General features: G+C 57.6%; 25 protein-coding genes. 20 read left to right on the forward strand and 5 right to left on the reverse strand.

Annotated elements, in window-relative coordinates:
• The first annotated feature begins 60 nt into the window (after positions 1-60).
• The 7 genes from guaB to RYH70_RS05875 all read left to right on the forward strand — a co-directional run bounded on the left by guaB (position 61) and on the right by RYH70_RS05875 (position 11,182).
• Complete coding sequence (guaB, locus tag RYH70_RS05845; protein ID WP_022995353.1) at positions 61-1,530, forward strand: IMP dehydrogenase; 1,470 nt, start codon at positions 61-63, stop codon at positions 1,528-1,530.
• A gap of 205 nt (positions 1,531-1,735) precedes the next feature.
• Entirely contained in the window at positions 1,736-3,307 is a 1,572-nt protein-coding gene (gene guaA, locus RYH70_RS05850) for a glutamine-hydrolyzing GMP synthase (protein WP_317009898.1), read from the forward strand.
• Between the two features lie 86 nt (positions 3,308-3,393).
• Entirely contained in the window at positions 3,394-6,180 is a 2,787-nt protein-coding gene (locus RYH70_RS05855) for a class I SAM-dependent DNA methyltransferase (RefSeq protein WP_317009899.1), read from the forward strand.
• Positions 6,177-6,959, forward strand: coding sequence for a hypothetical protein (locus RYH70_RS05860; RefSeq protein ID WP_317009900.1), 783 nt, complete (start codon positions 6,177-6,179; stop codon positions 6,957-6,959). Before RYH70_RS05855 ends, RYH70_RS05860 begins: the two co-directional genes overlap by 4 nt.
• Positions 6,956-9,013: a DEAD/DEAH box helicase gene (locus tag RYH70_RS05865; protein ID WP_317009901.1), complete on the forward strand. Its 2,058-nt coding sequence runs from the start codon at positions 6,956-6,958 to the stop codon at positions 9,011-9,013. The genes RYH70_RS05860 and RYH70_RS05865 overlap by 4 nt, the downstream gene beginning before the upstream one ends.
• Positions 9,006-10,187, forward strand: a complete 1,182-nt coding sequence (locus RYH70_RS05870; RefSeq protein ID WP_317009902.1) for a GIY-YIG nuclease family protein — start codon at positions 9,006-9,008, stop codon at positions 10,185-10,187. The genes RYH70_RS05865 and RYH70_RS05870 overlap by 8 nt, the downstream gene beginning before the upstream one ends.
• A 149-nt stretch (positions 10,188-10,336) precedes the next feature.
• Positions 10,337-11,182, forward strand: a complete 846-nt coding sequence (locus RYH70_RS05875) for a restriction endonuclease (protein WP_317009903.1) — start codon at positions 10,337-10,339, stop codon at positions 11,180-11,182.
• A 97-nt stretch (positions 11,183-11,279) separates the two neighbouring features.
• Here the strand turns inward: RYH70_RS05875 and RYH70_RS05880 are convergent, their stop codons facing one another.
• Positions 11,280-11,471: a SymE family type I addiction module toxin gene (locus RYH70_RS05880; protein WP_317009904.1), complete on the reverse strand. Its 192-nt coding sequence runs from the start codon at positions 11,469-11,471 to the stop codon at positions 11,280-11,282.
• Positions 11,472-11,832: 361 nt separating this feature from the next.
• On the opposite strand from RYH70_RS05880, the gene RYH70_RS05885 reads away from it, so the two are divergent.
• The 4 genes from RYH70_RS05885 (at position 11,833) to RYH70_RS05900 (ending at position 14,178) form a co-directional block, all read left to right on the forward strand.
• The gene (locus RYH70_RS05885; RefSeq protein WP_317009905.1) at positions 11,833-12,834 is read left to right on the forward strand and encodes a virulence protein RhuM/Fic/DOC family protein; all 1,002 of its coding nucleotides are present in this window, start codon (positions 11,833-11,835) and stop codon (positions 12,832-12,834) included.
• Between the two features lie 151 nt (positions 12,835-12,985).
• Positions 12,986-13,192, forward strand: coding sequence for an AbrB/MazE/SpoVT family DNA-binding domain-containing protein (locus RYH70_RS05890; protein WP_317009906.1), 207 nt, complete (start codon positions 12,986-12,988; stop codon positions 13,190-13,192).
• Positions 13,189-13,569: a type II toxin-antitoxin system VapC family toxin gene (locus RYH70_RS05895; protein WP_317009907.1), complete on the forward strand. Its 381-nt coding sequence runs from the start codon at positions 13,189-13,191 to the stop codon at positions 13,567-13,569. Before RYH70_RS05890 ends, RYH70_RS05895 begins: the two co-directional genes overlap by 4 nt.
• A 111-nt stretch (positions 13,570-13,680) precedes the next feature.
• A complete protein-coding gene (locus RYH70_RS05900) occupies positions 13,681-14,178 on the forward strand; it encodes a hypothetical protein (RefSeq protein WP_317009908.1) in 498 nt (165 codons plus the stop codon).
• A 126-nt stretch (positions 14,179-14,304) separates the two neighbouring features.
• On the opposite strand, the gene RYH70_RS05905 is transcribed toward RYH70_RS05900, so the two are convergent.
• Genes RYH70_RS05905 through RYH70_RS05915 form a run of 3 tightly spaced genes read right to left on the reverse strand, consistent with a single transcriptional unit; the run spans position 14,305 to position 15,886 of the window.
• The gene (locus tag RYH70_RS05905) at positions 14,305-15,327 is read right to left on the reverse strand and encodes a YecA family protein (RefSeq protein ID WP_317009909.1); all 1,023 of its coding nucleotides are present in this window, start codon (positions 15,325-15,327) and stop codon (positions 14,305-14,307) included.
• Between the two features lie 33 nt (positions 15,328-15,360).
• Entirely contained in the window at positions 15,361-15,633 is a 273-nt protein-coding gene (locus RYH70_RS05910; protein ID WP_317009910.1) for a Txe/YoeB family addiction module toxin, read from the reverse strand.
• Positions 15,614-15,886: a type II toxin-antitoxin system Phd/YefM family antitoxin gene (locus RYH70_RS05915; protein WP_317009911.1), complete on the reverse strand. Its 273-nt coding sequence runs from the start codon at positions 15,884-15,886 to the stop codon at positions 15,614-15,616. The genes RYH70_RS05910 and RYH70_RS05915 overlap by 20 nt, the downstream gene beginning before the upstream one ends.
• A 439-nt stretch (positions 15,887-16,325) precedes the next feature.
• On the opposite strand from RYH70_RS05915, the gene RYH70_RS05920 reads away from it, so the two are divergent.
• From RYH70_RS05920 to RYH70_RS05955, 8 genes are all read left to right on the forward strand, one after another.
• On the forward strand, positions 16,326-16,745 hold the full coding sequence (locus tag RYH70_RS05920) for a helix-turn-helix domain-containing protein (RefSeq protein WP_317009912.1): 420 nt from the start codon (positions 16,326-16,328) through the stop codon (positions 16,743-16,745).
• A 111-nt stretch (positions 16,746-16,856) separates the two neighbouring features.
• Positions 16,857-17,093: a ribbon-helix-helix domain-containing protein gene (locus tag RYH70_RS05925; protein ID WP_317009913.1), complete on the forward strand. Its 237-nt coding sequence runs from the start codon at positions 16,857-16,859 to the stop codon at positions 17,091-17,093.
• An 8-nt stretch (positions 17,094-17,101) separates the two neighbouring features.
• Entirely contained in the window at positions 17,102-17,389 is a 288-nt protein-coding gene (locus RYH70_RS05930; protein ID WP_317010163.1) for a type II toxin-antitoxin system RelE/ParE family toxin, read from the forward strand.
• Between the two features lie 87 nt (positions 17,390-17,476).
• Positions 17,477-18,070, forward strand: coding sequence for a TetR/AcrR family transcriptional regulator (locus RYH70_RS05935; RefSeq protein ID WP_317009914.1), 594 nt, complete (start codon positions 17,477-17,479; stop codon positions 18,068-18,070).
• A 19-nt stretch (positions 18,071-18,089) separates the two neighbouring features.
• The gene (locus tag RYH70_RS05940) at positions 18,090-18,884 is read left to right on the forward strand and encodes a hypothetical protein (RefSeq protein WP_317009915.1); all 795 of its coding nucleotides are present in this window, start codon (positions 18,090-18,092) and stop codon (positions 18,882-18,884) included.
• Positions 18,885-18,976: 92 nt separating this feature from the next.
• On the forward strand, positions 18,977-20,191 hold the full coding sequence (locus tag RYH70_RS05945; RefSeq protein ID WP_317009916.1) for a hypothetical protein: 1,215 nt from the start codon (positions 18,977-18,979) through the stop codon (positions 20,189-20,191).
• 88 nt (positions 20,192-20,279) lie between these two features.
• Positions 20,280-21,425, forward strand: a complete 1,146-nt coding sequence (locus RYH70_RS05950; protein ID WP_317009917.1) for a hypothetical protein — start codon at positions 20,280-20,282, stop codon at positions 21,423-21,425.
• 166 nt (positions 21,426-21,591) lie between these two features.
• A complete protein-coding gene (locus RYH70_RS05955; protein WP_317009918.1) occupies positions 21,592-22,038 on the forward strand; it encodes a hypothetical protein in 447 nt (148 codons plus the stop codon).
• Positions 22,039-22,367: 329 nt separating this feature from the next.
• Here the strand turns inward: RYH70_RS05955 and RYH70_RS05960 are convergent, their stop codons facing one another.
• Positions 22,368-22,592: a hypothetical protein gene (locus tag RYH70_RS05960; RefSeq protein ID WP_317009919.1), complete on the reverse strand. Its 225-nt coding sequence runs from the start codon at positions 22,590-22,592 to the stop codon at positions 22,368-22,370.
• A 110-nt stretch (positions 22,593-22,702) separates the two neighbouring features.
• Here RYH70_RS05960 and lldD point away from each other — a divergent pair, with 110 nt between their 5' ends.
• The gene (gene lldD, locus RYH70_RS05965) at positions 22,703-23,845 is read left to right on the forward strand and encodes an FMN-dependent L-lactate dehydrogenase LldD (RefSeq protein ID WP_317009920.1); all 1,143 of its coding nucleotides are present in this window, start codon (positions 22,703-22,705) and stop codon (positions 23,843-23,845) included.
• Positions 23,846-23,855: the final 10 nt, after the last annotated feature.

The following is a 23,855-nucleotide window of genomic DNA, read 5'->3' on the forward strand; positions in this document are numbered from 1 at the left end:
GTCCGGTGCCGCCCGGCATCTTCGGCCAGGCCGAATCTCCCCCAGCTCCCACGGTGCAATATGCTCAGAATTGCCCAAGAAGCCCTGACGTTTGACGACGTTTTGCTCCTGCCTGCCCACTCGGATGTACTGCCCAAGGATGTGTCCCTCAAGTCGCGCCTGACGCGGGAAATCGAACTGAATATTCCGCTGGTCTCCGCCGCCATGGACACCGTTACCGAACACCGCCTGGCCATTACCATGGCCCAGGAAGGCGGCATCGGTATCCTGCACAAGAGCATGCCGCTGGAGGACCAGGCCCGTCAGGTGCGCGCGGTGAAGAAATACGAATCCGGCGTGGTGAAGGATCCGATCACCATCAGCCCGGACGCCACCGTGGCGGAGCTGCTGCGCCTCACCGAAGCCAACAACATCTCTGGTGTGCCGGTGGTGGAAGGCGAGCAGGTGGTGGGCATCGTCACCAGCCGTGACACCCGCTTCATCACCGACTACGACCAGCACGTGGCCGACATCATGACCCGCCAGGAGCGCCTGGTGACGGTCAAGGAAGGCGCCAGCGCCGACGAAGTGCAAGGCCTGCTGCACAAACATCGCATCGAGAAAATCCTGGTGGTCAACGAGTCCGGCGCCCTGCGCGGCATGATCACCGTCAAGGACATCGAGAAAGCCACCCGCTACCCCAACGCCTGTAAAGACAGCCAGGGCCGCCTGCGCGTGGGCGCCGCCGTTGGCACCGGCGCCGGTACCGAGGAACGGGTCGCCGCGCTGGTGGAAGCCGGCGTGGACGTGATCGTGGTCGACACCGCCCACGGCCACTCCCAGGGCGTCATCGACCGCGTCGCCTGGGTCAAAAAGAACTTCCCGGACGTGCAGGTGATCGGCGGTAACATCGCCACCGCCGCCGCCGCCCGCGCCCTGGTGGAAGCCGGCGCCGACGCGGTGAAAGTGGGCATCGGCCCGGGCTCCATCTGCACCACCCGCATCGTCGCCGGCATCGGCGTACCGCAAATCACCGCGGTCTCCGACGTCGCCGCCGAACTGGAAGGCACCGGCGTGCCGCTGATCTCCGATGGCGGCATCCGCTTCTCCGGCGACATCGCCAAGGCCGTCGCCGCCGGCGCCCACGCCATCATGATCGGCTCCCTGCTGGCCGGCACCGAGGAAGCGCCGGGCGAAGTGGAACTGTTCCAGGGCGGCTACTACAAAGCCTACCGTGGCATGGGTTCCCTGGGCGCCATGGCCGGTTCCTCCGGTTCCTCCGACCGCTACTTCCAGGACGCCGCGGCCGGCGTCGAGAAACTGGTACCGGAAGGCATCGAAGGGCGCGTACCCTACAAAGGCCCGATGAGCGCCATCGTCCACCAACTGATGGGCGGCCTGCGTGCCTCCATGGGCTACACCGGCTGCGCCAGCATCGACGAAATGCGCACCAAGCCGGAATTCGTCAAGGTCACCAACGCGGGCATGAAAGAAAGCCATGTACACGACGTGACCATCACCAAGGAAGCGCCGAATTACCCGGTGGGGTGAGACGCGACCGAAGCACTGCTTCGCAGCGCGGCTCACGCCCGGCCATGGACGGCCGGGTAGGGCGCTCTGGAGAGGGGGCGTTGCGCCAGGGATGGCAAGCACGGTGCCCCGACGAAGCGCAACAGATATAGAACTGGCCGGCCCAACCGCCGGCCTTTGCATTTAAAGCCGGCCCCGAACCGCCGGCCCTAACCGGAAACGGACCATGCAAGACATCCATGCCCAGCGCCTCCTGATCCTCGACTTCGGCTCCCAGTACACCCAACTGATCGCCCGCCGCGTGCGCGAAATCGGCGTCTACTGCGAAATCCGCGCCTTCGACATCAGCGCCGAGGACATCGCCGAGTTTAATCCCAAAGGCATCATCCTCTCCGGCGGCCCGGAATCCGTCACCGCCGCCGAGACCCCGCGCGCGCCGCAAGCGGTGTTCGAGCTGGGCGTGCCGGTGCTGGGCATCTGCTACGGCATGCAAACCATGGCCGAGCAACTGGGTGGCGCCGTGGTGGCCGGTGAAAAACACGAATTCGGCTACGCCCGTGTCGCCAAAGCCGAAAGCAACGCGCTGCTGGACGGCATCGTCGACCACGAAGAAGGCGGCGAGGAACACCTGGACGTGTGGATGAGCCACGGTGACCGCGTCGGCGCGGTGCCGGAAGGCTTCGTCGTTACCGCCACCACCGACAGCTGCCCCATCGCCGGCATGGCCAACGACGAAAAACGCTTCTACGGCGTCCAGTTCCACCCGGAAGTCACCCACACCCTGCAAGGCGGCCGCCTGCTGGAACGCTTCATCCGCGAACTGTGCGGCTGTGAAGCCCTGTGGACCCCGGCCAACATCATCGAAGACGCCATCACCACCATCAAAGAGCAGGTCGGCACCGACGACGTCATCCTCGGCCTCTCCGGCGGCGTCGACTCCTCCGTGGTCGCCGCCCTGCTGCACAAAGCCATCGGCGACCAGCTCACCTGCGTGTTCGTCGACAACGGCCTGCTGCGCCACCAGGAAGGCGACCAGGTCATGGAAATGTTCGCCGACCACATGGGCGTGCGCGTCATCCGCGTCGACGCCGAGGACAACTTCCTCACCCGCCTCGCCGGCGTGGAAGACCCGGAGAAGAAACGCAAGATCATCGGCAACACCTTCATCGACATCTTCGACGCCGAAGCCGCCAAGCTCACCAACGCCAACTGGCTCGCCCAAGGCACGATTTACCCGGACGTGATCGAATCCGCCGCCTCCAAAACCGGCGGCGCCCACGTCATCAAATCCCACCACAACGTGGGCGGCCTCCCCGAGCACATGAAACTCAAGCTCGTCGAGCCCCTGCGCGAACTCTTCAAAGACGAAGTGCGCAAAATCGGCCTCGAGCTCGGCCTGCCCTACGACATGGTCTACCGCCACCCCTTCCCCGGCCCCGGCCTGGGCGTGCGCATCCTCGGCGAAGTGAAAAAGGAATACGCCGACACCCTGCGCCTGGCGGACCACATCTTCATCCAGGAACTGCACGCCGCCGGCCTCTACCACAAAACCAGCCAGGCCTTCGCCGTCTTCCTCCCGGTCAAATCCGTCGGCGTCGTCGGCGACGCCCGCCGCTACGAATACGTGGTCGCGCTCCGCGCCGTCGAAACCATCGACTTCATGACCGCCCGCTGGGCGCACCTGCCGTATGAGTTTCTGGAGAAGGTTTCCAGCCGGATCATTAACGAGATTCCGGGGATCAGCCGAGTGACGTATGACATCTCGTCCAAGCCGCCGGCTACGATTGAGTGGGAATGATCTGACGTCTGGCTTTGGCCCGGAAATGAGTGAATCGTAGGGCAACGTTGGCACAATGGTATGGACTAACAGAGTGTGCGTACGCCATGAACGCCGTAGAAATCGAACAAGCGATCACAGACCTTGCGGAGCAGCCCTTTGACCTCGCTGAGTTTCCCTATGCCTTCCTTGAAGCTTTCGGCAACAAGGCGACGACCATCAAGCGCCTGCGCGCCGGGGCGTCGAATAAATCCGACCTGGGCGGTGTTCTACAGACGAACAACATTCATATTCTGACCTGCGACGCAGGGCAGGTGACCCAGACGCTGGCCGCGCTCAAGGTTAGTCCGGCAACAATCAAGGCCAAGGCGAAGTTCATCCTTGCCACGGACGGCAAAGATTTTGAGGCCGAAGACCTGACCAGCGGCGAGACCGTCGCCTGCGCCTTCAAAGACTTCCCGGATCACTTCGGCTTCTTCCTGCCGCTGGCAGGCATCAGCACCGTCCGCCAGATCAGCGAGAACGCCTTCGACATCCGGGCCACCAGCCGCCTGAATCGTCTGTACGTTGAATTGCTGAAAGACAATCCCGAATGGGGCACGGCGGAGCGTCGCCACGACATGAACAAGTTCATGGCGCGGCTGATTTTCTGCTTCTTCGCCGAGGACACCGACATCTTCGTCGGCAAGGGGCGCTTCACCGAAACCGTCGCGCAGATGAGCGCCAGGGACTCGTCGAACACGCACGAGGTTCTCGCCACGCTGTTCCGCGCCATGAACACCAAGCGCGAGGACCGGGCCGCCGCCAGGACTCCCCGATGGGCCGAAGACTTCCCGTACGTCAACGGGCAATTGTTCTCTGGTGGCGAGGAGGTGCCGCGATTCAGCAAGATCGCGCGGTCCTACCTGCTGCACGTCGGTGGGTTGGACTGGACCAAGATCAACCCCGACATCTTCGGTTCAATGATCCAGGCCGTTGCCGAAGACGAGGAGCGCGGCGAGCTGGGGATGCACTACACCAGTGTCCCCAACATCCTGAAGGTGCTGAATCCGCTGTTCCTTGACGACCTGCGGGAGAAGCTGGAGGAGGCGGGCGATAACGCTCGCATGTTGCTCAACCTGCGTAAGCGCATCGCCAAGATCAGGGTCTTCGACCCGGCCTGTGGTTCGGGCAACTTCCTGGTCATCGCTTACAAGGAAATGCGCGCCATCGAGGCCGAGATCAACCGGCGGCGCGGCGAGCTGGATCGCGCATCAGAAATCCCAGTCACCAACTTTCGCGGGATCGAGCTACGCGACTTCCCGGCGGAGATCGCCCGCCTTGCGCTGGTCATCGCCGAGTATCAGTGCGACGTGCTGTACCGGGGGCAGAAGCTGGCCCTGGCCGAGTTTCTGCCCCTGCGCAATGAAAACTGGATCACCTGCGGAAACGCGCTGCGGCTCGACTGGTTAAGCATTTGCCCACCGACCGGCACGGGCGTGAAGGTGCAAGCCGATGACTTGTTCGGTTCTCCGCTCGATCAAGCTGAGATCGACTTTGAGAACGAGGGCGGCGAGACATACATCTGCGGTAACCCACCATACCTCGGTTCAAAGTGGCAGACGGATGAGCACAAAGCCGATCTTGGCGCAATCTTCGCTGGCCGCGTGAAGAACTGGAAGTCGCTCGACTACGTTGCTGGCTGGTTCCTAAAAGCCGCGGACTACGGCAGCCACACAAGTTCCGTGACCGCTCTTGTCGCTACCAACTCGGTCTGCCAAGGGCAGCAAGTACCGATTCTGTGGCCGGAGATTTTCAGGACAGGACACGAGATCGGCTTCGCGTACACGAGCTTTAAGTGGTCGAACCTTGCTACTCACAACGCCGGGGTCACAGTTGTTATTGTCGGAATTTCCAACTGTGCAGGAAAGTTGCGACGCCTCTTTTCTGCTGGGGATAATGGTGCGACGACGCTTCGTGAGGCGGAGCACATCAACGCCTACTTGATCGCCGGCCCTAACGTCATTGTGGAGGGGGCCAGCCGTCCAGCCGACAGCCTTGCAACTATGCAGTTCGGCAATCACCCCTACTACGGCGCATCACTGATCTTTTCGACCTCCGAAGCGCAGCAGATGCGGTCGGCCGACCCGCGCACAGCACGCTTCATCCGCCCGCTCTACGGCTCCCAAGAGTTCATCTCCGCTGTGCCACGTGCCTGTCTGTGGATTGACGACGATGAGGCTGACGAAGCGGGGGCCATTCCGCTGATAGCTGAGCGCATGAGCGCCGTAGCGAGTGCTAGGCGCGCGAAGAAACAAGACAAGGCGGCCCAGAAGCTGGCTGAGACTCCCTATCGCTTCCGCGACCAGCAGACAGCTAGGAATCACATTCTTGTGGTTCCCCGTGTCAGCTCAGAGAGCCGTCCCTGCTTGCCGGTCGGATTGCTTGACTCTGACGCCATCATCCAAGATCAAGCATTCGCCCTCTACGACGCCCCTCTCTGGAACCTCGCCGTCATCGCCAGCCGCCTGCATCTTGTCTGGATCGCCACCGTCTGCGGCAAGCTGGAAACGCGCTACCGCTACTCCAACACCCTTGGCTGGAACACCTTCCCAGTCCCCACGCTCACCGAAAAAATGAAGGCCGACCTCACGCGCTGTGCCGAAGACATCTTGCTCGCACGGGAGCATCACTTCCCGGCCGCCATCGCAGACCTGTACGACCCCGAGAACATGCCCGCTGACCTGCGTGCCGCCCATGATCGCAACGACGAAGTGCTGGAGCGGATATACATCGGTCGGCGCTTCAAGAACGATACCGAGCGGCTGGAAAAGCTGTTTGAGCTCTATACCAAAATGGCCGCTTCGGCTGCACCGACTAAGGGCAACAAGCGCAAGGCGAGGGGCGGTGTATGAGAGGCGATGTGTTGTTTCAGATGTGGGAGCCATTCCGGCAATCGTTGATTAAGGGACATTTGTTCTATGTCGAACAGGCGCGGAAGCGTTTGCTTTCGCAGTTCGACGACATTGAATCCGAATCTGACCGAGCTGCCGAGGACTGGCTGGAGCAAAGTGGAAAATATTTTGATCCGGATCGGCATGACCCAGGTGATTTTTATGAACAGGCGCACGATGTCGGTATTGAGTTCTACGGATTACTGAGCGACATGCGCGAGCAAACGCGCTTGAGCGTTGTCGCTGGGATGTTCCACGAGTGGGATAAGCAGCTACGTGACTGGCTGGCACATGAGATTCAGCACTGGCATCGCGGCAACAATGCCACCTTGAAGGTTTGGTCGGCCGACTTCGGTCAGATCGCCGAATTACTGGAAAGCTTCGGTTGGAATCTCCGCGCTGCGGACTACTTTCGAACGCTTGATGGGTGCCGCCTGGTGGTTAATGTGTACAAGCACGGAGAAGGAAAATCTCTCGACGATCTGAGGAATAGCTATCCTGAATATCTCGATGATCCGTTCAAAGACTTCGGGGGGGCGTTGTCGGACACGAGATATCGTGATCATACGCATCTGAAGGTAAGCGATGATCAGTTTCAGGCGTTGTCGGACGCGATCTTGGCGTTCTGGCGGGACGTGCCGGAGAACGTTGTTGATTCCCGAGTAACCGACGTGCCGGACTGGTTTGGCAAGGCCATCCTAAAAGACCGTGTCGAATCTCAACAGAAGAGCAAGATATGACCAATAGTGCTGATAGAACCGTACCGTCCGTTTCCGTCACCTACGCCCGCAACGGCGCGTCGACCAAGGCCAATGCCCTTGGCATGCGTCCCATGCAGGAGCGTGCCTACGAGAAGCGGGGCGAGCAATACCTGCTCATCAAGTCGCCGCCCGCATCGGGCAAGAGCCGTGCGCTGATGTTCGTGGCGCTCGACAAGCTCAAGAATCAGGGCATTAAGCAGGCCATCATCGTTGTGCCGGAGAAGTCCATCGGTGCCAGCTTCAACGACGAACCGCTGTCGAAGTACGGCTTCTGGGCTGATTGGCACGTCGAGCCGAAGTGGAATCTATGCAACGCGCCGGGCAACGAAAATGGCGGGAAAGTCAAGTCGCTGGGCGCATTCCTTGAAGGCGACGACAAGGTGCTGGTCTGCACCCATGCGACCTTCCGCTTTGCGGTCGATACTTACGGCGTGGAGGCATTCGACGACCGACTGATCGCCGTCGATGAGTTCCATCATGTGTCGGCCAACCCGGACAATAAACTCGGTCAGCACCTGGGACAGTTTATTGCGCGGGACAAGACGCATATCGTCGCCATGACCGGCTCCTACTTCCGGGGTGACGCTGAGACCGTGCTGGCCCCGCAAGATGAGTCGAAGTTCGATACCGTCACCTATACCTACTACGAGCAGCTCAACGGCTACGAATACCTCAAGCAACTCGATATCGGCTACTTCTTCTACAGCGGCGCCTATGTCGATGACATCCTTAAAGTCCTCGACCCTGGCGAGAAGACCATCATCCACATTCCCAACGTCAACTCGCGCGAAAGCACGAAGGACAAAATGCGCGAGGTGGAGCACATCATCGAGACGCTGGGGGAGTGGCAGGGCATCGACCCCGCCACTGGTTTCCAGCTCGTCAAGCGCCCCGATGGCCGCGTGTTGCGCATCGCTGATCTAGTCGATGACGATGCCACGAAGCGTGGCCGCGTATCCGCCGCGCTGAAAGACCCGACGCAGAAGAACAACCGTGACCATGTGGACATCATCATCGCGCTCGGCATGGCGAAGGAAGGTTTCGACTGGATCTGGTGCGAACATGCGCTGACCGTGGGCTACCGCGCCAGCCTGACCGAGATCGTGCAGATCATCGGGCGTGCCACCCGCGATGCGCCGGGCAAGGCCCGCGCACGGTTCACCAACTTGATCGCAGAGCCGGACGCGAGCGAGGAAGCGGTCACCGAGGCGATCAACGATACACTTAAGGCCATTGCAGCCAGCTTGCTGATGGAGCAGGTTCTTGCTCCGCGCTTCGAGTTCAAGCCTAAGAACCCCGACAGCGGGCCAACGCCGGGCTTTGACTACGGGGAAGGTGGCTACGACGAGGGGCGCTGCAATGTCGGTGTCAATGAGCAGGCGGGGGTGTACCAAATTGAGATCACGGGCCTCGCCGAGCCCAAGAGCAAGGAGGCTGCTCGAATCTGTCAGGAAGACCTGAATGAAGTTATTACGGCTTTCGTGCAGGACAAGTCGAGCATCGAGCGCGGTCTGTTCGATGAGGAGCTGGTGCCCGAGGAGCTGACGCAAGTTCGCATGGGTAAGATCATTAAGGACAAGTATCCCGAACTTGACGCCGAAGATCAGGAAGCCGTGCGTCAGCACGCCATCGCCGCTCTCAACCTCACGCAGCAGGCCAAGCGACTTGTCACCGAAGGCGAGAGCGATGGGTCGCCAAACACCGCACTGATCGACGGCGTACGCCGCTTCGCGATGGACGTGCGAGAGTTGGATATCGATCTGATCGACCGCATCAACCCCTTCGGAGAAGCCTACGCAATCCTTGCCAAGACCATGAGCGAGGACAGCTTGAAGCAGGTCGCGGCCGCCATTTCGGCCAAGCGCACTTCGATCACGCCTGACGAAGCGAAGGTGATCGCCAAGCGTGCGGCTCAGTTTAAACGTGAGCGTGGGCGGCTCCCATCCGCAATCTCTCAAGATGCCTGGGAAAAGCACCTTGCGGAAGGCGCGGCCGCATTTATGCGTTTCAGAACGGAGGGGTGCTATGAGTAACTCCGACCTTGACGACTTGGCGGCAGAACTGGCGGACTTCGCGCCTCCTGAAAAGAAAAAAGGGCGCCCAGCCAGCGAAGAGCGTGTCATCGCCGGCTTTCAGGAAATCCAGCGTTTCGCCGAGCAGCATGGGCGTGCGCCGCAGCATGGGGAAGACCGCGACATATTCGAGCGCCTATATGCAGTGCGGCTCGACTGTCTACGTGCGCTCCCGGACTGCCGCTCCTTGCTTGAGTCGCTGGATCATCAGGGCTTGCTTGCTGAGGCCCAGACCGTTGCTGCTTCGGGAGACGAAATCATCGACATCGACGATCTGGCTGCCGAACTGACGGATGTTGCTGGTCCCGATGACATTACTGTCCTGCGTCACGTACGCACCAGAGCCGAAAAGCGCACCGCCGAGGAGATTGCGGATCGCAAGCCTTGCGAGGATTTTGATGCGTTCAAGTCGCTATTCGATCAGGTGCGCTGTGATCTGAGTTCAGGTTTAAGAGTGACACGGCCTTTCGGGCAGTACGCAACGATTGAAGTGGGACATTGGTTCATCCTGGATGGTCAAACGGCATACGTCGCCGAGGAGGGCGAAGAGTTTGACTCGCCACAAGGGAAGAAAGATGCTCGACTGCGCGTCATTTACTCGAATGGTACCGAAAGCAACCTGCTGCGGTTGTCCCTGGCTCGTGCTTTGTATAAAGACGAAACAGCACGTCGAATTACTGATCCGGATATGGGGCCTTTATTCAGCGATTTTCTGGAAGAGGGAGATCTGGAAAGTGGCACCATTTATGTGTTGCGCTCGCTATCCGATAACCCCTATGTGGCTGAGCATCGTGATGTCATTCACAAGATCGGTGTGACCGGCGGCAAGGTAGAGACTCGCATCGCCAACGCCGAACACGACTCCACATACCTGTTGGCGAAAGTTGAAGTGGTCGCAACATACAAGCTTTCGGGTATCAACCGCACGCGGATGGAGAACTTGTTTCACAGGTTGTTTGCACCAGCGCGGTTGAGCATTACGATCAACGATCGTTTCGGCCATCCTGTGCAGCCTGAGGAATGGTTCCTCGTCCCACTGTTCGTCATTGACGAGGCTGTCGTGCGAATCAAGGATGGAAGCATCACTGGGTATATCTACGATCCTGAGACTGCGAGTCTGGTAAAGGCCGGGTAGCTCAGGAGTGGCTGTGTGCTGGTTCGTATTATAATGCCGCATCTATTAAGATTTGCTATTGACGGAACGATTGAATATTAATCACGGCATGAAGTGGATAAGTATCAGCCCGTGGGGGAGGGTTTATTAGCTCCATACGATCGATCGATATGCGTTTTGTGGATGACCTTGTTGATTTCATCCGGGGTCCTGGGTTCGTGCTTGATTTTTCCGACCGGAGCTTCGCGGATTTCTTCGCCTCGGAGCTTGAGGTCGATATCGATGATCCCAGATACGCGGCGAACGGTGGTTCCAAAGGGAAGCGCCTGCGCTATTTTCTACAGAACTGCGACGATGCCACGGCCGTTCGCGTGCTCGAGGCTCTCTGGGAGTACCGTGCGGACTATCTTATCCGAAGAGGTGACAAAGATCCTTTGATCGACGCGCAAACGCGTTATCAACGCTTGATTAATCGCCTCTCCGGCGGTAAAAATCCTGTGGTAACCCAGCCTCAACCCATTGTGGACCGGCAAAAGCTCGACATCATTAAAGCCGACCTGCTACAGGTCTCCTCGCTTGGCGCACAGGCGCGTGGCTTCGCCTTCGAGGGGTTTCTCAAGAGATTATTTGACGCATTCGGTTTGGCTGCCCAGGAGCCTTTCCGGCTTCGCGGAGAGCAAATCGACGGCAGCTTCCAGCTTGACAGCGAAATCTATCTGCTGGAAGCCAAGTGGCACAGTCAGCCAATTGGCGTCGCCGATTTACACACCTTCCATGGGAAGATTGAACAGAAGGCTGCCTGGACACGAGGTCTATTCGTGAGCAACAGCGGCTTCACCGATGATGGCCTCGCGGCTTTTGGGCGAGGCAAACGCGTCATCTGTATGGATGGCCTTGACCTCTATGAGTTGCTCGACCGCGACATACCGCTTGACCAGGTTCTCGAACGGAAGGTACGGAGGGCAGCGGAAACCGGCATGCCCTTTCTTCGCGTTCGCGACCTTTTCCCGAGCTAAGGTAGAGGCGGAGAGCGGACGGGTGTTAAGCCTTGCCCTTAGCCTATCCTGCCGCAAGAAGCCCCGGCCTACCGTCGGGGCCAGCCCCTCACCGACATCAATCCCGAACAATCGAAAGCCGCCCATCCTCCACGGTCACGGAGACGGGCGTATCAATGGTGAATCCCGCCTGTTCTAGCCAGGTACCTTTGAGAAGAAGAAAAGGGATAATCGGATTGCCGCTACAAGGCTTGCTCTTCAGGGTGTAGTCCCGGTGGCCTTTGCGGACTTTCAGTTTGCGCTGTTTCATGGTCTTGCTCCTGTTGTGCAATTTCTAGGTTGCGTAAATAGGGCGGTCGGGAGGCTAGAAACAGCAACAGGTACTGCTCCGACTATTTCCTGCAAGCAGGTGTTGTATTCGCCGGACCTCCCGGCCATTACGTCCCGGATTTCGGGCACAAAAAATTTCCAGGAGAAATTTTTGACGTCGCCCGGTGGGGCGACGGCCCGCAGGGTGCCGGCCAGGGATGGCCTAGGCACAAAAAAGCCGCAATGTTTCCGGGGTGCGGCTTTGCCCGCCTGTTGGAGTTTCTAGGCTCCTCAAGTAAGTGTACCTTCGTGTAATGTACTGTCAATATGGCCAGTGCGGATGATTACAGCAAGGAGGTTGTGTGAGTGACATCGTCATTTTTGAGGAGGACACCGGGCCGGTGGAAGTGCGTCTGGAGGGCGAGACCGTCTGGCTCTCTCAGAAGCAGATGGCGGAGTTGTTCGGGAAGGACCTGCGCACCATCAACGAGCACGTTGGCAATGTGTACGAAGAGGGTGAGTTAGGCCGTGAGGCAACTATCCGGAAATTCCGGATAGTTCGCCAGGAGGGCAACCGGCAGGTTCGGCGCGCGATTGATCACTACAACCTCGATGTCATCATTTCCGTGGGCTACCGCGTCAAATCCCAGAGGGGCGTGCGCTTCCGCCAATGGGCCACTCGCGTCCTCCGCGAACACCTGACCCAGGGCTACAGCCTCAACGAGCACCGGCTGGCCCGGCAGGGCCTCGCCGAGTTGGAGCAGGCCGTGGAACTGCTCGGCCAGACCCTGACCCGACAAGAGCTGGTCTCCGACATCGGTCAGGAGGTGGTCGGTCTGATCCTCGGCTATGCGCGCACCTGGCGCTTGCTCCAGGACTATGACGAAGGCGCGCTGGGCGTGCCTCCTGGGGCCCGCCCGGCCCGGGGTGTGCTGGGCGTGGATGAAGCTCGCCGTGCCCTGGATGCGCTGGCCGGAGAACTGCGCGATAGGGGAGAGGCCAGCGACCTTTTCGCCCGGGACCGGGATGACGGCCTGGCCTCTATCTTCGGGAACCTGGAACAAAGCATGTTCGGCGAGCCCCTCTACGGCACCCGCGAGGAACGCGCCGCGCACCTGTTGTATTTCGTGATCAAGAACCACCCCTTCTCGGACGGCAACAAGCGCTCCGGCGCCTTCCTGTTCCTGCTCTACCTGCGCCAGGAAGGCATGCGCCTGACGCTCAACGAGCAGGGCTTGACCGCGCTTACGCTGCTGATCGCCGAAAGCGACCCGAAGGCCAAGGATCTGATGGCCCGGCTCGTTATGAATCTGATTGCGGATGAGATCAGTGTGGCCAATGAGGGTGAGGTGAGTACCGAATAGACGTCGCCCCTCCTCGGCCAGAAACCAGACAGGCAGCTCCGGTTTGCCGATACCCACGGCCCAGGCTCGCAGCACGGCCTACCGCCTGCACCTTGATTGCGCTTATCGATAGGGGTATCGTAATACCAAACCTTTATCGATGGGTGCTACCATGACCGCCGTGACCGTTTCCCCCAAGTACCAGATCGTCATCCCCAAGGAAATTCGCGAATCCATGGGCATCGTGTCCGGGCAAAAAGTCCAGGTCATGTCTTACCAGGGGCGGATTGAGTTGATTCCCCTAAAGCCCATGAAGGAAATGAGAGGGTTTCTTAAAGGCATTGATACCAGTGTCGACAGGGAAGAAGATCGGGTATGAACGTCGTTGATTCGTCAGCCTGGTTGTCGTATTTCGCCAGTGACAAGAATGCAATGGTGTTCGCTGAGCCCATCGAAGCACTCCCGGAACTGTTAGTGCCGAGCATCACGATCACGGAAGTGTTCAAGAACGTGCTGCGCCAGCGTGGCGAAGAGGCGGCGTTGATCGTTACGGCCCACATGAAGCAGGGCAAAGTGGTCCCTCTGGATTCAGAGCTGGCAATGGATGCTGCTAAGTTTGGCGCCCTTCATAAGCTGCCGCTGGCGGATAGCATTATCTTTGCCACGTCTCAAAAGCATTCCGCCGTACTCTGGACCCAGGATAATGACTTCAAGGGCCTGCCGAACGTCAGGTATCTCGCCAAGAAAAAAACATAGAACCGACCGTATAGCGGCGATCAAGGTGGCCAAGTCGCCCTCAAGCCGAGGGGCACGCCGAAGGTGGAAGCGCTGCGGGTGGAGTTTGATCCGCTGTAAGCCCGGAAGCAGATGATGAGTAGAATTACCCAAGCAAACCTGGTATCCGCCATTAAGCAGATCGCGGATGCGGATCCCGGTGCCCGGGAAGCGATTTGTGATGAGATATTCGTGGAACAGCCGAATCTCCTGGCTTCGGTATTGGTCCTAACAAAAAAGGATATCCCTCTGCGGCATGTGGAGATGGCTCTGGAGGCGCTCATGGTGATGCACCTTGCGCTAAAAGCGTCCGATAAGCGGATCGAGACGATAACGGAGGAGGAGCAAGAGCGCGAGCTTCAGGGGCTTGTGGCGTCGGTGCGGTTCACGGAAGGGCTGGGGTTATCTCAGGTAAATGAATCAGTCAGGCAGTACGTCGGTTTCCAAAAAGAGCCGTGGCTACTCGCATACGTCGTGGGGCTGCTACAAGACAACGGGGCATTATCGATGGCCAACGAGGATTCGAAATACCTGATCCTATCGGTCTTGAATCTGGTGGCCTGTGTGGCCAATGCGCGGAGCGCCGTTTAACTCGATGATAATTCCACTACTTTTTAATGGAGAATTGTCTGGTTGAACGAGCAGGGCGCTCGGGGGCATCTCGGTTTTCGCCCCCTCGCCGTGGCTTCCTCACCATGACTTCCTCACCACGAAGAGCTACCCCAAAACCTGGAACCGCAAGGCGTCGCCCAGCAGAGGCAGGGCTTTGACCCGATACTCGCGGCACAGAATATCCTCGGAGACTTTCTCCACTTCGGCCATCCCGAAAAAGCCCGCGAAATTCACCAGGGTGCGCCAGGTATAGCAGCGGCGTAATTCCTCCTCGGCGGTAAAGACCGGGCTGGGTGGCACATCATTCAACACCATCGGAAAGGCCCGCAAAAAAGCGTCTTCATAAAAGGTTTGCGGGCGTGAGGTATCGCCGTGGCGCCAGAGCAAATACAGGGTGAATAAAAACGCCTGCTGGATAAACGGCACATCGGCATGCCCATCCCGGTAGGCCCAATTGAACTGCTCTGCATAGGCCCTGAACAGCTTGGGATGCACCGCCGCCAGGCCGCTCTCGGCCAGCAGGCGGCGGCAGTCGCGGCTGAGGATAAACTTGCCTTTGTAGGTACGGATCAGCCCAGCCAGCTCTGCCACCAGCCGGGTGACATGTAGATCGAAAAAGTCCACTTCCCGATTGATGCCGCCAAAACGAGTCTCCTCCTGGTACTTTTGCTCGCCCCAGTAGGCCAGGGCGGCCTCGCGGCAGAACCGGCGGGGCAGGTTGCCCTTGGCGGTGGGTTTCAGGCCCTGCTCACCGATGGCCTCCACCAGCAGACTGAAAAGCCGCGTGATCGGCGCGCCCGGCGGTGAGTCGAGGACGTCTGGAAAGACAACCAGACGCGGAGCGCTGAATGGCCGGTTCAGCAGCCCGGCCATTTGATCCGGGGACAGGCCATCGAAGTCATCCAGCGGACGCTGATTTTGTTGCCGCATGTGCTCGTCGGCGAAAACCTGGGCTTCTTCCAGTGAACGAAACTGCTGGCCTTGGAGCGCCTCGCGCAATGCCTGGGCCAGGCCCGGCGCGCCGGGGTCTGCGGCCGTGGCGTTCTCCCGGCCCAGGCAGCAGTGTTTGAATTTCTTGCCGCTGCCGCAAGGGCAGGGCGCGTTGCGGCCGATGGAGGATGCGTTCATAGCGGCTCTGCGCGTGAAATGGGGAAAGCGGGTTCAGGGCTGATCATAATGCCCGCCAAGCGCGAAGATATAAATGGAGGAGGCATCAAACTCATACACAATCCGATCTTTCTGGGACAGGCGCCTGGACCAGAAACCGGACAGGTTGTGCTGCAACGGCTCCGGTTTGCCGAGACCCACGGTGGGGTCGTCGCAACGAATCAGTTCCTTGATCACCTTGCGGGCGGCATTGTGCAGTTTTTTGTCCTTCTGGCGCATGGCCTCATACGCCTCCCAGGTTCTACCCTCAAAGACCAGTGATCTCATCCATTTGCTCGTTGGTTGGCGTATAGCCAGTGCGCTCACTGTGCGTTTTCGCCGAATCCGCCAGTTGGCGCATCAGGCTGCTGTTCTGCAGTACGTACAGCGTCTCCTGCTCGCGCTCCCAATCCTCGGCACTGAGCACCACGAAGTCCTCCCCGGATCGCCGGGTGACTCTGAGGGGTTCATGTTTGCTAAGGCTCTGTTCCACCAGCTTTTTCAGGTTGTCTCTGAACTTGTTGACGCTCACGGTATCCATTTCAGGCACCAGTTCATGTACGGGGTTTCCGTACGATTCTACGCTCGGCGGACTGAGGATGGCAAGGAATAGGGTATCGGGCCGCCTCCAGTGAGTAGGGTGATAGGGTCATACTCTACCGATCCCGGGAGCACCCGCGATCAGGACCAGCAAGCCAAGGAACGGTTTGCCAGGCTGATGCAGGGTATGGATTTCGCCATGATCGGATCGGTTGTGCATTGGGATTTATGCGCAATTAATCACGCCTATGCGCAACGATCTAAGCTGCGCGCAGCTAATGTTGCGCATAGGTGTTGATCTTTATTGCAGGACTCGCCACCCGGATCGCCGCCGGACGCCGGGCGCCCGGACCGGCCTATTCGCGGAAGGCTTTTCAGCGTTAAAGAGATCAAATATGATTTCTTAATAGCATTTTGCACTCATGTGTGAAGGGTTAGCGATGAAGTCCTCCGCCCCCAAAGGCTCCAACAACTCGACCGCAATACCGCCGCCCGTGGCGCGCGCACTGCGCAAGCTCGGCCATGACCTGTCGGTGGCCCGCCGTACGCGCCGCTGGACGCAGCAGGACCTGGCGCAGCGGATGGACACATCGGTGAGCACGGTCCGGCGCATGGAAGACGGCAACCCCGGCACGGCCCTGCACACCTTCCTGCGCGCCCTGCACGTGCTCGGTCGCCTTGAGGACATGGTCAGGATCATGGCGCTGGACCAGGACACCCTGGGCTTGGAATTGACGCAGCAGCAGTTGCCTCAACGGGTACGGTCAGCTGGCGGCAAGAAAACAAAGGCGAGACCTCCCGGGGCACCGGCGGAAGACGGCCAGACCACCACTGATGAGGACGAGCTCAAAGGCTTTTGAAGGTGCCTGAACAAACACCCTGCCTGCCGCCGCCGGTTGGAAGACGGAATTGATCCGCCGCAAAGGCTTGGTATGACATTGTCATACTGTTTGGACCCAGGAGTACCCACTATGAGCCTGCACCGGAAAACCATCACCCTCACCGAACAACAGAACGGCTGGGTAAAGAGCCGGATCGAAAGCGGCCAGTATATCCGCCATCTCATCCGGCAGGACCAACAAGCCCAGGAACGGCTTGCCACGCTCAGGCAAGCCCTGGTTGACGGTGAAGCAAGCGGCGAGCGCAAGCCAGTCGATAGGGCGGCGATCAAGGCGGCTGGCCGTAAGCGGATGAAGGCGCCGGAGTAGGGCGCACGCTGAGCCTTACACCCAAGGCGGAATCCGACCTCCTCGACGTCTGGGTGTATACCTGCGAAGAGTGGGGCGCGGATCAGGCCGATGACGACTTTGATCAACTGGAAGCGGGCATGAGGCCGCTGATTCAGCATCCCTTGCTCGGGACCGACTACGCCCATGTTCTTCCCGGCTATCGCCGATTGCAGGTTGAGCATCACGCGGTGTTCTATCGAGTGCTGGAAGCGAAGGTGCTAGTAGTTCGTGTGCTACATGAGTACATGGATGCACCGGAAAGGCTTCTGGATTAAGCGAATACGTGTTCCTAGGCGCCGCTCCAAATGGCTCTCCGCCCCACCCGTGGGTGTCTCCGTGGGCCATGCAGCCGACAATAACGGTTGGACGCCGCCCTGCGCCTCTGCCCCCACGCCGGCGTCGGCGACCTGGCCCTCAACACCTTCGCCGACGAAGCCGGCGTCCCCAACGGCACCGTCGACAACGACTTCCGCTCCCGCGAACAAGTCCTCGAAGCCGTGGGCCTGGAACTCGCCGTGCAGCTCTCCGAACAGACCCTCACCGTCAGCGAAGCCGTCGACAGCGGCGCCGAACGCCTCAGCATCGCCGTGCGCACCTTCATGAACAAAGCCCGCACCGACCCCGACTGGACCCGCGCCCTCATCACCGTGGTCCGCTACGCCGAAGGCATGCGCTCCGCCCTCGCCACCTACCTCCGCGCCGACCTCCAAGCCGGCCGCCGCCAAGGCGACTTCCACTACGCCCACGAAGAAATGGCCATGAGCATGGCCATCTCCGCCACACTCGGCGCCATGAGCCTGCTCGTGGAAGACGGCGAGGTGGAACACGCGGACCGTATTGCCGCGGAGATGGTGCTGCAGGCGTTGGGGGTGTCGCCGGAGAAGGCCGGGCGGATTGCTGGGTTGCCGTTGCCTGGGGAGGGGGTTAGCCGGGGTTGGCGCAGCGTGGGTGGCTGATTCGGGATTTATCTAATTTATGGGGTTAGTAAGGGGTTACTTAAAAGGCCGTTGGCGTGGCAGCGTTGGCGGCCTTTTTGTTTTTTGGGATAGAGGGTTGGCCAAGATGTCGGGAGAAGAATGGCTCAAAGCGTTTGTCAGTGGTTGGCTTTTCTGGTTTTATTTTGTGTCAGGGAAAATCAAGAAAAGAGATATGACGCTGGTGCGTTCATTGGATATTTGCGCCAGCGCCCTAATACCTATTATGGGCATTGAAAGTGTGAAGTACTTCGAGAGAGATTTTAAATATACTGGTTGCGAATTTAGCGAGATGACCAATCCTTCTGAGCTAAACTCGGCGGTTGGCAGCCTAGCGATGAATTTTTCTACGCTCGAGGATGAGATTTCCTCGGCCGTCATATGCCTGATGGACTGCAAGATCGAAGAGGGCCTGGTTGTTGCGAGCGAGATGTCTTTTAGAGCAAAGCTGAGCGTTTTCTCCTCTCTCATGAGGTCTAGATACCAGCAAGAAGAGTTTCCTTTTTCGGAAAAGGAGTTCGAAGATTTACTTTATATGTGTTCAAAATCCGAGGAGATGAGAAATCGACTTTTGCACTCTTCTTGGGTGTACGACCATGCCAAGAAACAAGTTAGAAGAAGGAAGTTAAGTGCGAAGATGAAAAAAGGGTTCAGACATGAGGAAGAGCCGCTTACTGCAGGGCAGGTGCTTGATATTGCTGATTACATTATTTATACGGCAATGTCAATTGAAGAGTTCGTCGCAAACTGCTTTCCAGGCTATGAGCCGCCACTGCGACAGTTTGTTTGGCCATAACAAGCCGTGGCAGTTCGCGCCTATTGGCGCTGGACTCGCTGCGCTCGCCGCTGCACAGAGGCGTTAGAGCTACCAATACATAGGAGGTAGTAGTGTCGAGGAAAAATGATCTCAATGACCGAGAGTCAAGTAAAACGCGTGGCCCGAAAAGCGGTACTAAACAGGTTTCGGCTGGCGAATTACCCAGAAAAACTCTGGAAGAGTGTTTGGAGGTAATCCGCCCTATACATGAAATATATGCAGGCGCAACCGCGAGTTGGGACGAGATAGCTAGCGCCATGGGTGTTGGCGCGAAATCGAACAACACGAAATACTTAATATGGAGCGCCCAAGCTTACGAACTAATTACAAAAGATGGTGAAAAGTTTTCTCTTTCTGAGACTGGGCGGAAGCTGCTTGCGCCTAATTATCCGGAAGAGAAGTCGGAGGCTGCTTTAAAGTCGATCCGAATACCGACGATACCTAGCAAATTTTACTCAGACTATGATGGTAAATTAATACCCCCAGACGCATACCTTGATAATGTCCTCGAGAATCGATATTCGGTTCCGAGGAATAGAATCGAAGAAGCTAAAAAGATCATCTTGGCTAACGCTGAGTATGCGGGAATAGTAACTACGCATTCGGACGACAAGAGAACTATACGCCTTGAGGCAGGTGTTGCGCCGCCGCATCCAGTAGGTTTGGCACAAGAAGTAAATGATAAAACTTCGGTCGAGGATGACCATGCTGAAATCGAAGAAAGCGTCTTTGAGGATGCTGAAGAAGCGGGTCAGATAACAGCTATCGAGGCGGGTCAAGCTTGCTTCTACATAACACCGATTGGAGACGACGGAACAGACGAAAGAAAGCATGCCGATATGCTGCTTCGGCATTTGATCGAGCCCGTTTTCAATGAATTCAATGTCACAGTTATTCGTGCTGATAAGATCGGTAGGTCTGGATTAATATCTAAGCAGATATTTGAATATATAGTGTCAAGCAAATTCTGCGTCGCAGATTTATCGTTTGGTAACCCGAATGCGTTCTATGAGCTCGGTGTGCGGCATATGACTAAGCTTCCTACGATTCAAATAATCCGGAAGGGTGACAAAATTCCATTTGACGTGGCGCAAGGCCGAACTATCGTGATCGACGTATCCGATATATACACGCTCTTGGATAGAATGGCCTCGGCTAAAAACGAACTTCGTGAGCACGTAAAGAATTACCTAAGCGAAAATGGTGAAGAGTCCTCAGAAGATAATCCCGTGAGCATTTACTTGCCCGGGATGAAAGTCCATTTGCCAAAAAATATCGGAAAATAGTTCTAATATGGGGCTACAGTTGACCGACCATGTAGCTGCTGCGCGCCGGTCGGCAACTGAGCTTGGATGTTAGCAACCGAGTCCACTCATGCAGAGATTCAAAGTGCCGGATATATCAGCATCATGTGACTTCCATAGACGACATCCAGAGATTTCTATCGATCAACACGTCAAAGAGAAGGCATTGGAGCTTACAGAATCGATTCATGGCGTTGAGAAAATATATCTCGACACACGATTTTGGGTGCTGCTTCGCGATGCTTACATGGAGCGATCAACAGTGCGGGCAGCCGATGAGCTGCTCGGTGAGATAAGAGCAGCCGTAGCGGGCAAAAAGGCCCTCTGTCCGATTAGCGAGTCGGTGTTTCTAGAGCTGATGAAGCAACAAGATTTGATAACCCGTCGAGCCACGGCAAGTCTGATTGATGAGTTCAGTCACGGGGTTACACTGGTTCCTTATGAACAACGTGTTGCACAGGAACTGGTCGGTATTATCGCTTTGCCGAGGCCTGATGGTCCAGAGTATCATGAACCGAAGGAGCTGGTGTGGTCTAAGCTTAGCTATGTATTGGGTTTAGTCCATCCATCAAAGACTGCTTTTGACGCTGAAGATGAACTTGTCATTCAGAAGGCGTTTTTTGACCATATGTGGAAGATTCCATTGGTTGAGGTGATTTCTTACCTAGAGGACGAAAATAATTTCCCGCCTGAAAGTTTCGGTGAGGTGGCAGATCGGTTGAATGCACTCAATCGGCTTCATCAAGTGGGAGTGGGGGGTTTTAATAAGGTTTATCTTGATGAAATCCGTGGTGCGTTGAGCCTGTTTATGCACGTACCCCGGATGTGGTCGGAAAGCGAGTATAAAAGAGCATCGGGAGTTTCGGCGCCATCTTCCGATCGGGAAAGGGAGGCGCGTGAGTCGAATTGGCATACAGTATTCGGCAATCTAGTCGCAAAGAAAGCTGTGGCATTGAGATTGCCAAGTTTGCACGTTCCAGCCCTATGCTATGCTGCGGTTCGGTGGGATAAAGGTAGGAAATTAGTGGCCAATGATTTATATGATTTTCACCATGCCGCCGCTGCGATTGGCTACTGTGACGCTTTCATGACGGAGAAACCGTTGAGATCACTTCTTCAGCAAAAGCATCTCCAATTGGCAGAGGACTATTCATGTGTTGTCATTTCAGATGTCAGTGAAGCCGTAGACTGGTTGAGAGAGCGTTTTGGTGGTTAATAATTCGTCGCAGGAAGTATTCTGATTTTGCCGCGTTAATGGACGCTTGGCCTCCTTCCCCTCCCAATATTTCAATACATGTGTAGACAAGGATATAAGGTGCTCAGAAATGTATGCTCATTTAAAGCAGTATGAGAGAGCGGAGAGGTACCTGGATAGAATCAGAATGATCTATGAAGGTACCTATTTTCCTGGTTCAGCAGAGCATTATGAAGATGAGGTGGTTTCGTTTTTCATACACTGTTATCATATTAAAGATTGGGTTGTCAGTCTTTCAAAGATAAATATCAATGGCGCCGAAATTGATACCTTCATAAATAGTCATGAAGAATTGAAAATTTGCGCGGATTTTTGCAACGGGGAGAAGCATTGCCGCCTTGAGCGTAATAAGAGAACTGGTAGTCAACCTCATCTCGCCTATAGGGAATATCGTGTGAGCCACTATACGCCGGCCTCTGGGAAACCTTCTTCTTATAAGGCTTCGTACAAGATTATTTCGGGTGGTCATAGATACGATGCTCGAGATTTGGCTGAGAGATGTTTGAGTCTCTGGGGTGAGTATATTTCCAAAATGCAAAAGAGCTATGTTTCGGGAGCTGACGGCGTTGCCTGAGGAGACGCACAAAATGCGTGGTATGTAAATGGACGATTTCTGAGTGGGGTGTTTCCCACTAAAAGCCACATGGCTTTCTGGCCGATTTCGTTTTTAATATTGACTCACCGTTACAGCGAACTTTAACTTTTCATGCCTCTTAGCTCCTTCTCTCCTTTAGCCACTAACAATGTAGTAAAGCTGATCTGATTGCTTCCGCTCCTTTTCGATAACACACCACGGCAAGCAGCTCAGAATCAACCCAAACGCCCCAATAGCGACCACCCCGGTAGTGCCCGATCTTAATGTCCGGCTTGCGCTTTTTCATGATGTTTCCTCTGTCTGCTGGGTTATCCATTGATTTCATCCAGAAAGGCACAAGCCCACTGCTCCGCATGACTGCGGCCCAATAAGGCAAGTCTTCTGGCATCCCTGATTGTTCGGTCTCCGCGCTCAAGAGTATCCAACCGACCTGCGAGAGCCGAGAAAAGCGCCTCCAAATAGTTAAACTGCTCAACGGCCAAACACGCCATATCACCCACTTCGGTCCGCTCCACATCGTACGGCTTGGTCATCTCCTTCTCCTTCAATTACTCTCCTTAAATCGACCCATGCAGTAGAGCGCAGACCACGAATTACGGTCTACAGACGATAAGTAGCACTTTCCCGCTTTGTTGAGACAACCATGACCATCTCCTCCACCCACGATTACCGCCTCGCCGCCAAGCGCCGCCTGCCGCCGTTCCTGTTCCACTACATCGACGGGGGCGCGTACGACGAGCACACCCTGGAGCGCAATGTGGCGGATCTGCGCGATCTGGCGTTGCGGCAGCGGGTGTTGAAGGAGGTGGGGGAGGTGGATCTGTCGGCGCGGTTGTTCGGGGAGGCGGTGAGCTTGCCGGTGGCGCTGGCGCCGGTGGGGCTCACCGGGATGTACGCGCGGCGGGGCGAGGTGCAGGCGGCGCGGGCGGCGGCGTCGCGGGGCGTGCCGTTTACGTTGTCGTCGGTGTCGGTGTGTCCCATCGAGGAGTTGCAGCCGGCGATGACGCGGCCGATGTGGTTTCAGCTTTATGTGCTGCGCGACCGGGGTTTCATGAAGAACGCGCTGGAGCGGGCCTGGGCGGCGGGGGTGCGGACGCTGGTGTTCACGGTGGATATGCCGGTGCCGGGGGCGCGCTATCGCGATCGGCATTCGGGGATGTCCGGGCCGTTCGCGGCCTGGCGGCGGATGCTGCAGGCGGTGACGCACCCGGGCTGGGCGTGGGACGTGGGCCTGCGCGGGCGGCCGCACGATCTGGGCAATGTGTCGGCCTATCTGGGCCATCGCATCCACCTGGAGGATTACATCGGCTGGCTGGGCGAGAACTTCGATCCGTCCATCGGCTGGCGGGATCTGGAATGGATTCGTGATTATTGGAAAGGCTCGATGGTGCTCAAGGGCATTCTCGACCCGGAGGACGCCCGCGAGGCGGTGCGCTTCGGCGCGGACGGTATCGTCGTCTCCAACCACGGTGGGCGCCAGCTCGATGGCGTGCTGTCCTCGGCCCGGGCCTTGCCGGCCATCGCCGACGCCGTGCGGGGCGACCTGACGATCCTGGCGGATTCCGGCGTCCGCTCCGGCCTGGACGTGGTGCGCCTGCTTGCCCTGGGCGCGGACGGCGTGCTGCTGGGCCGCCCCTTCGTCTACGCCCTCGCCGCCGCCGGCGAGCAGGGCGTGGCCCACCTGCTGGACCTGATCGCCAGCGAGATGAAGGTGGCGATGACGTTGACCGGGGCGAGGGCGGTTGGGGAGCTTTCTCGGGAGAATCTGGTGCGGGCCGGTGATTGAATTCTGGTGC

The organism is Alloalcanivorax xenomutans (assembly GCF_032810065.1).
Lineage (GTDB): Bacteria > Pseudomonadota > Gammaproteobacteria > Pseudomonadales > Alcanivoracaceae > Alloalcanivorax > Alloalcanivorax xenomutans.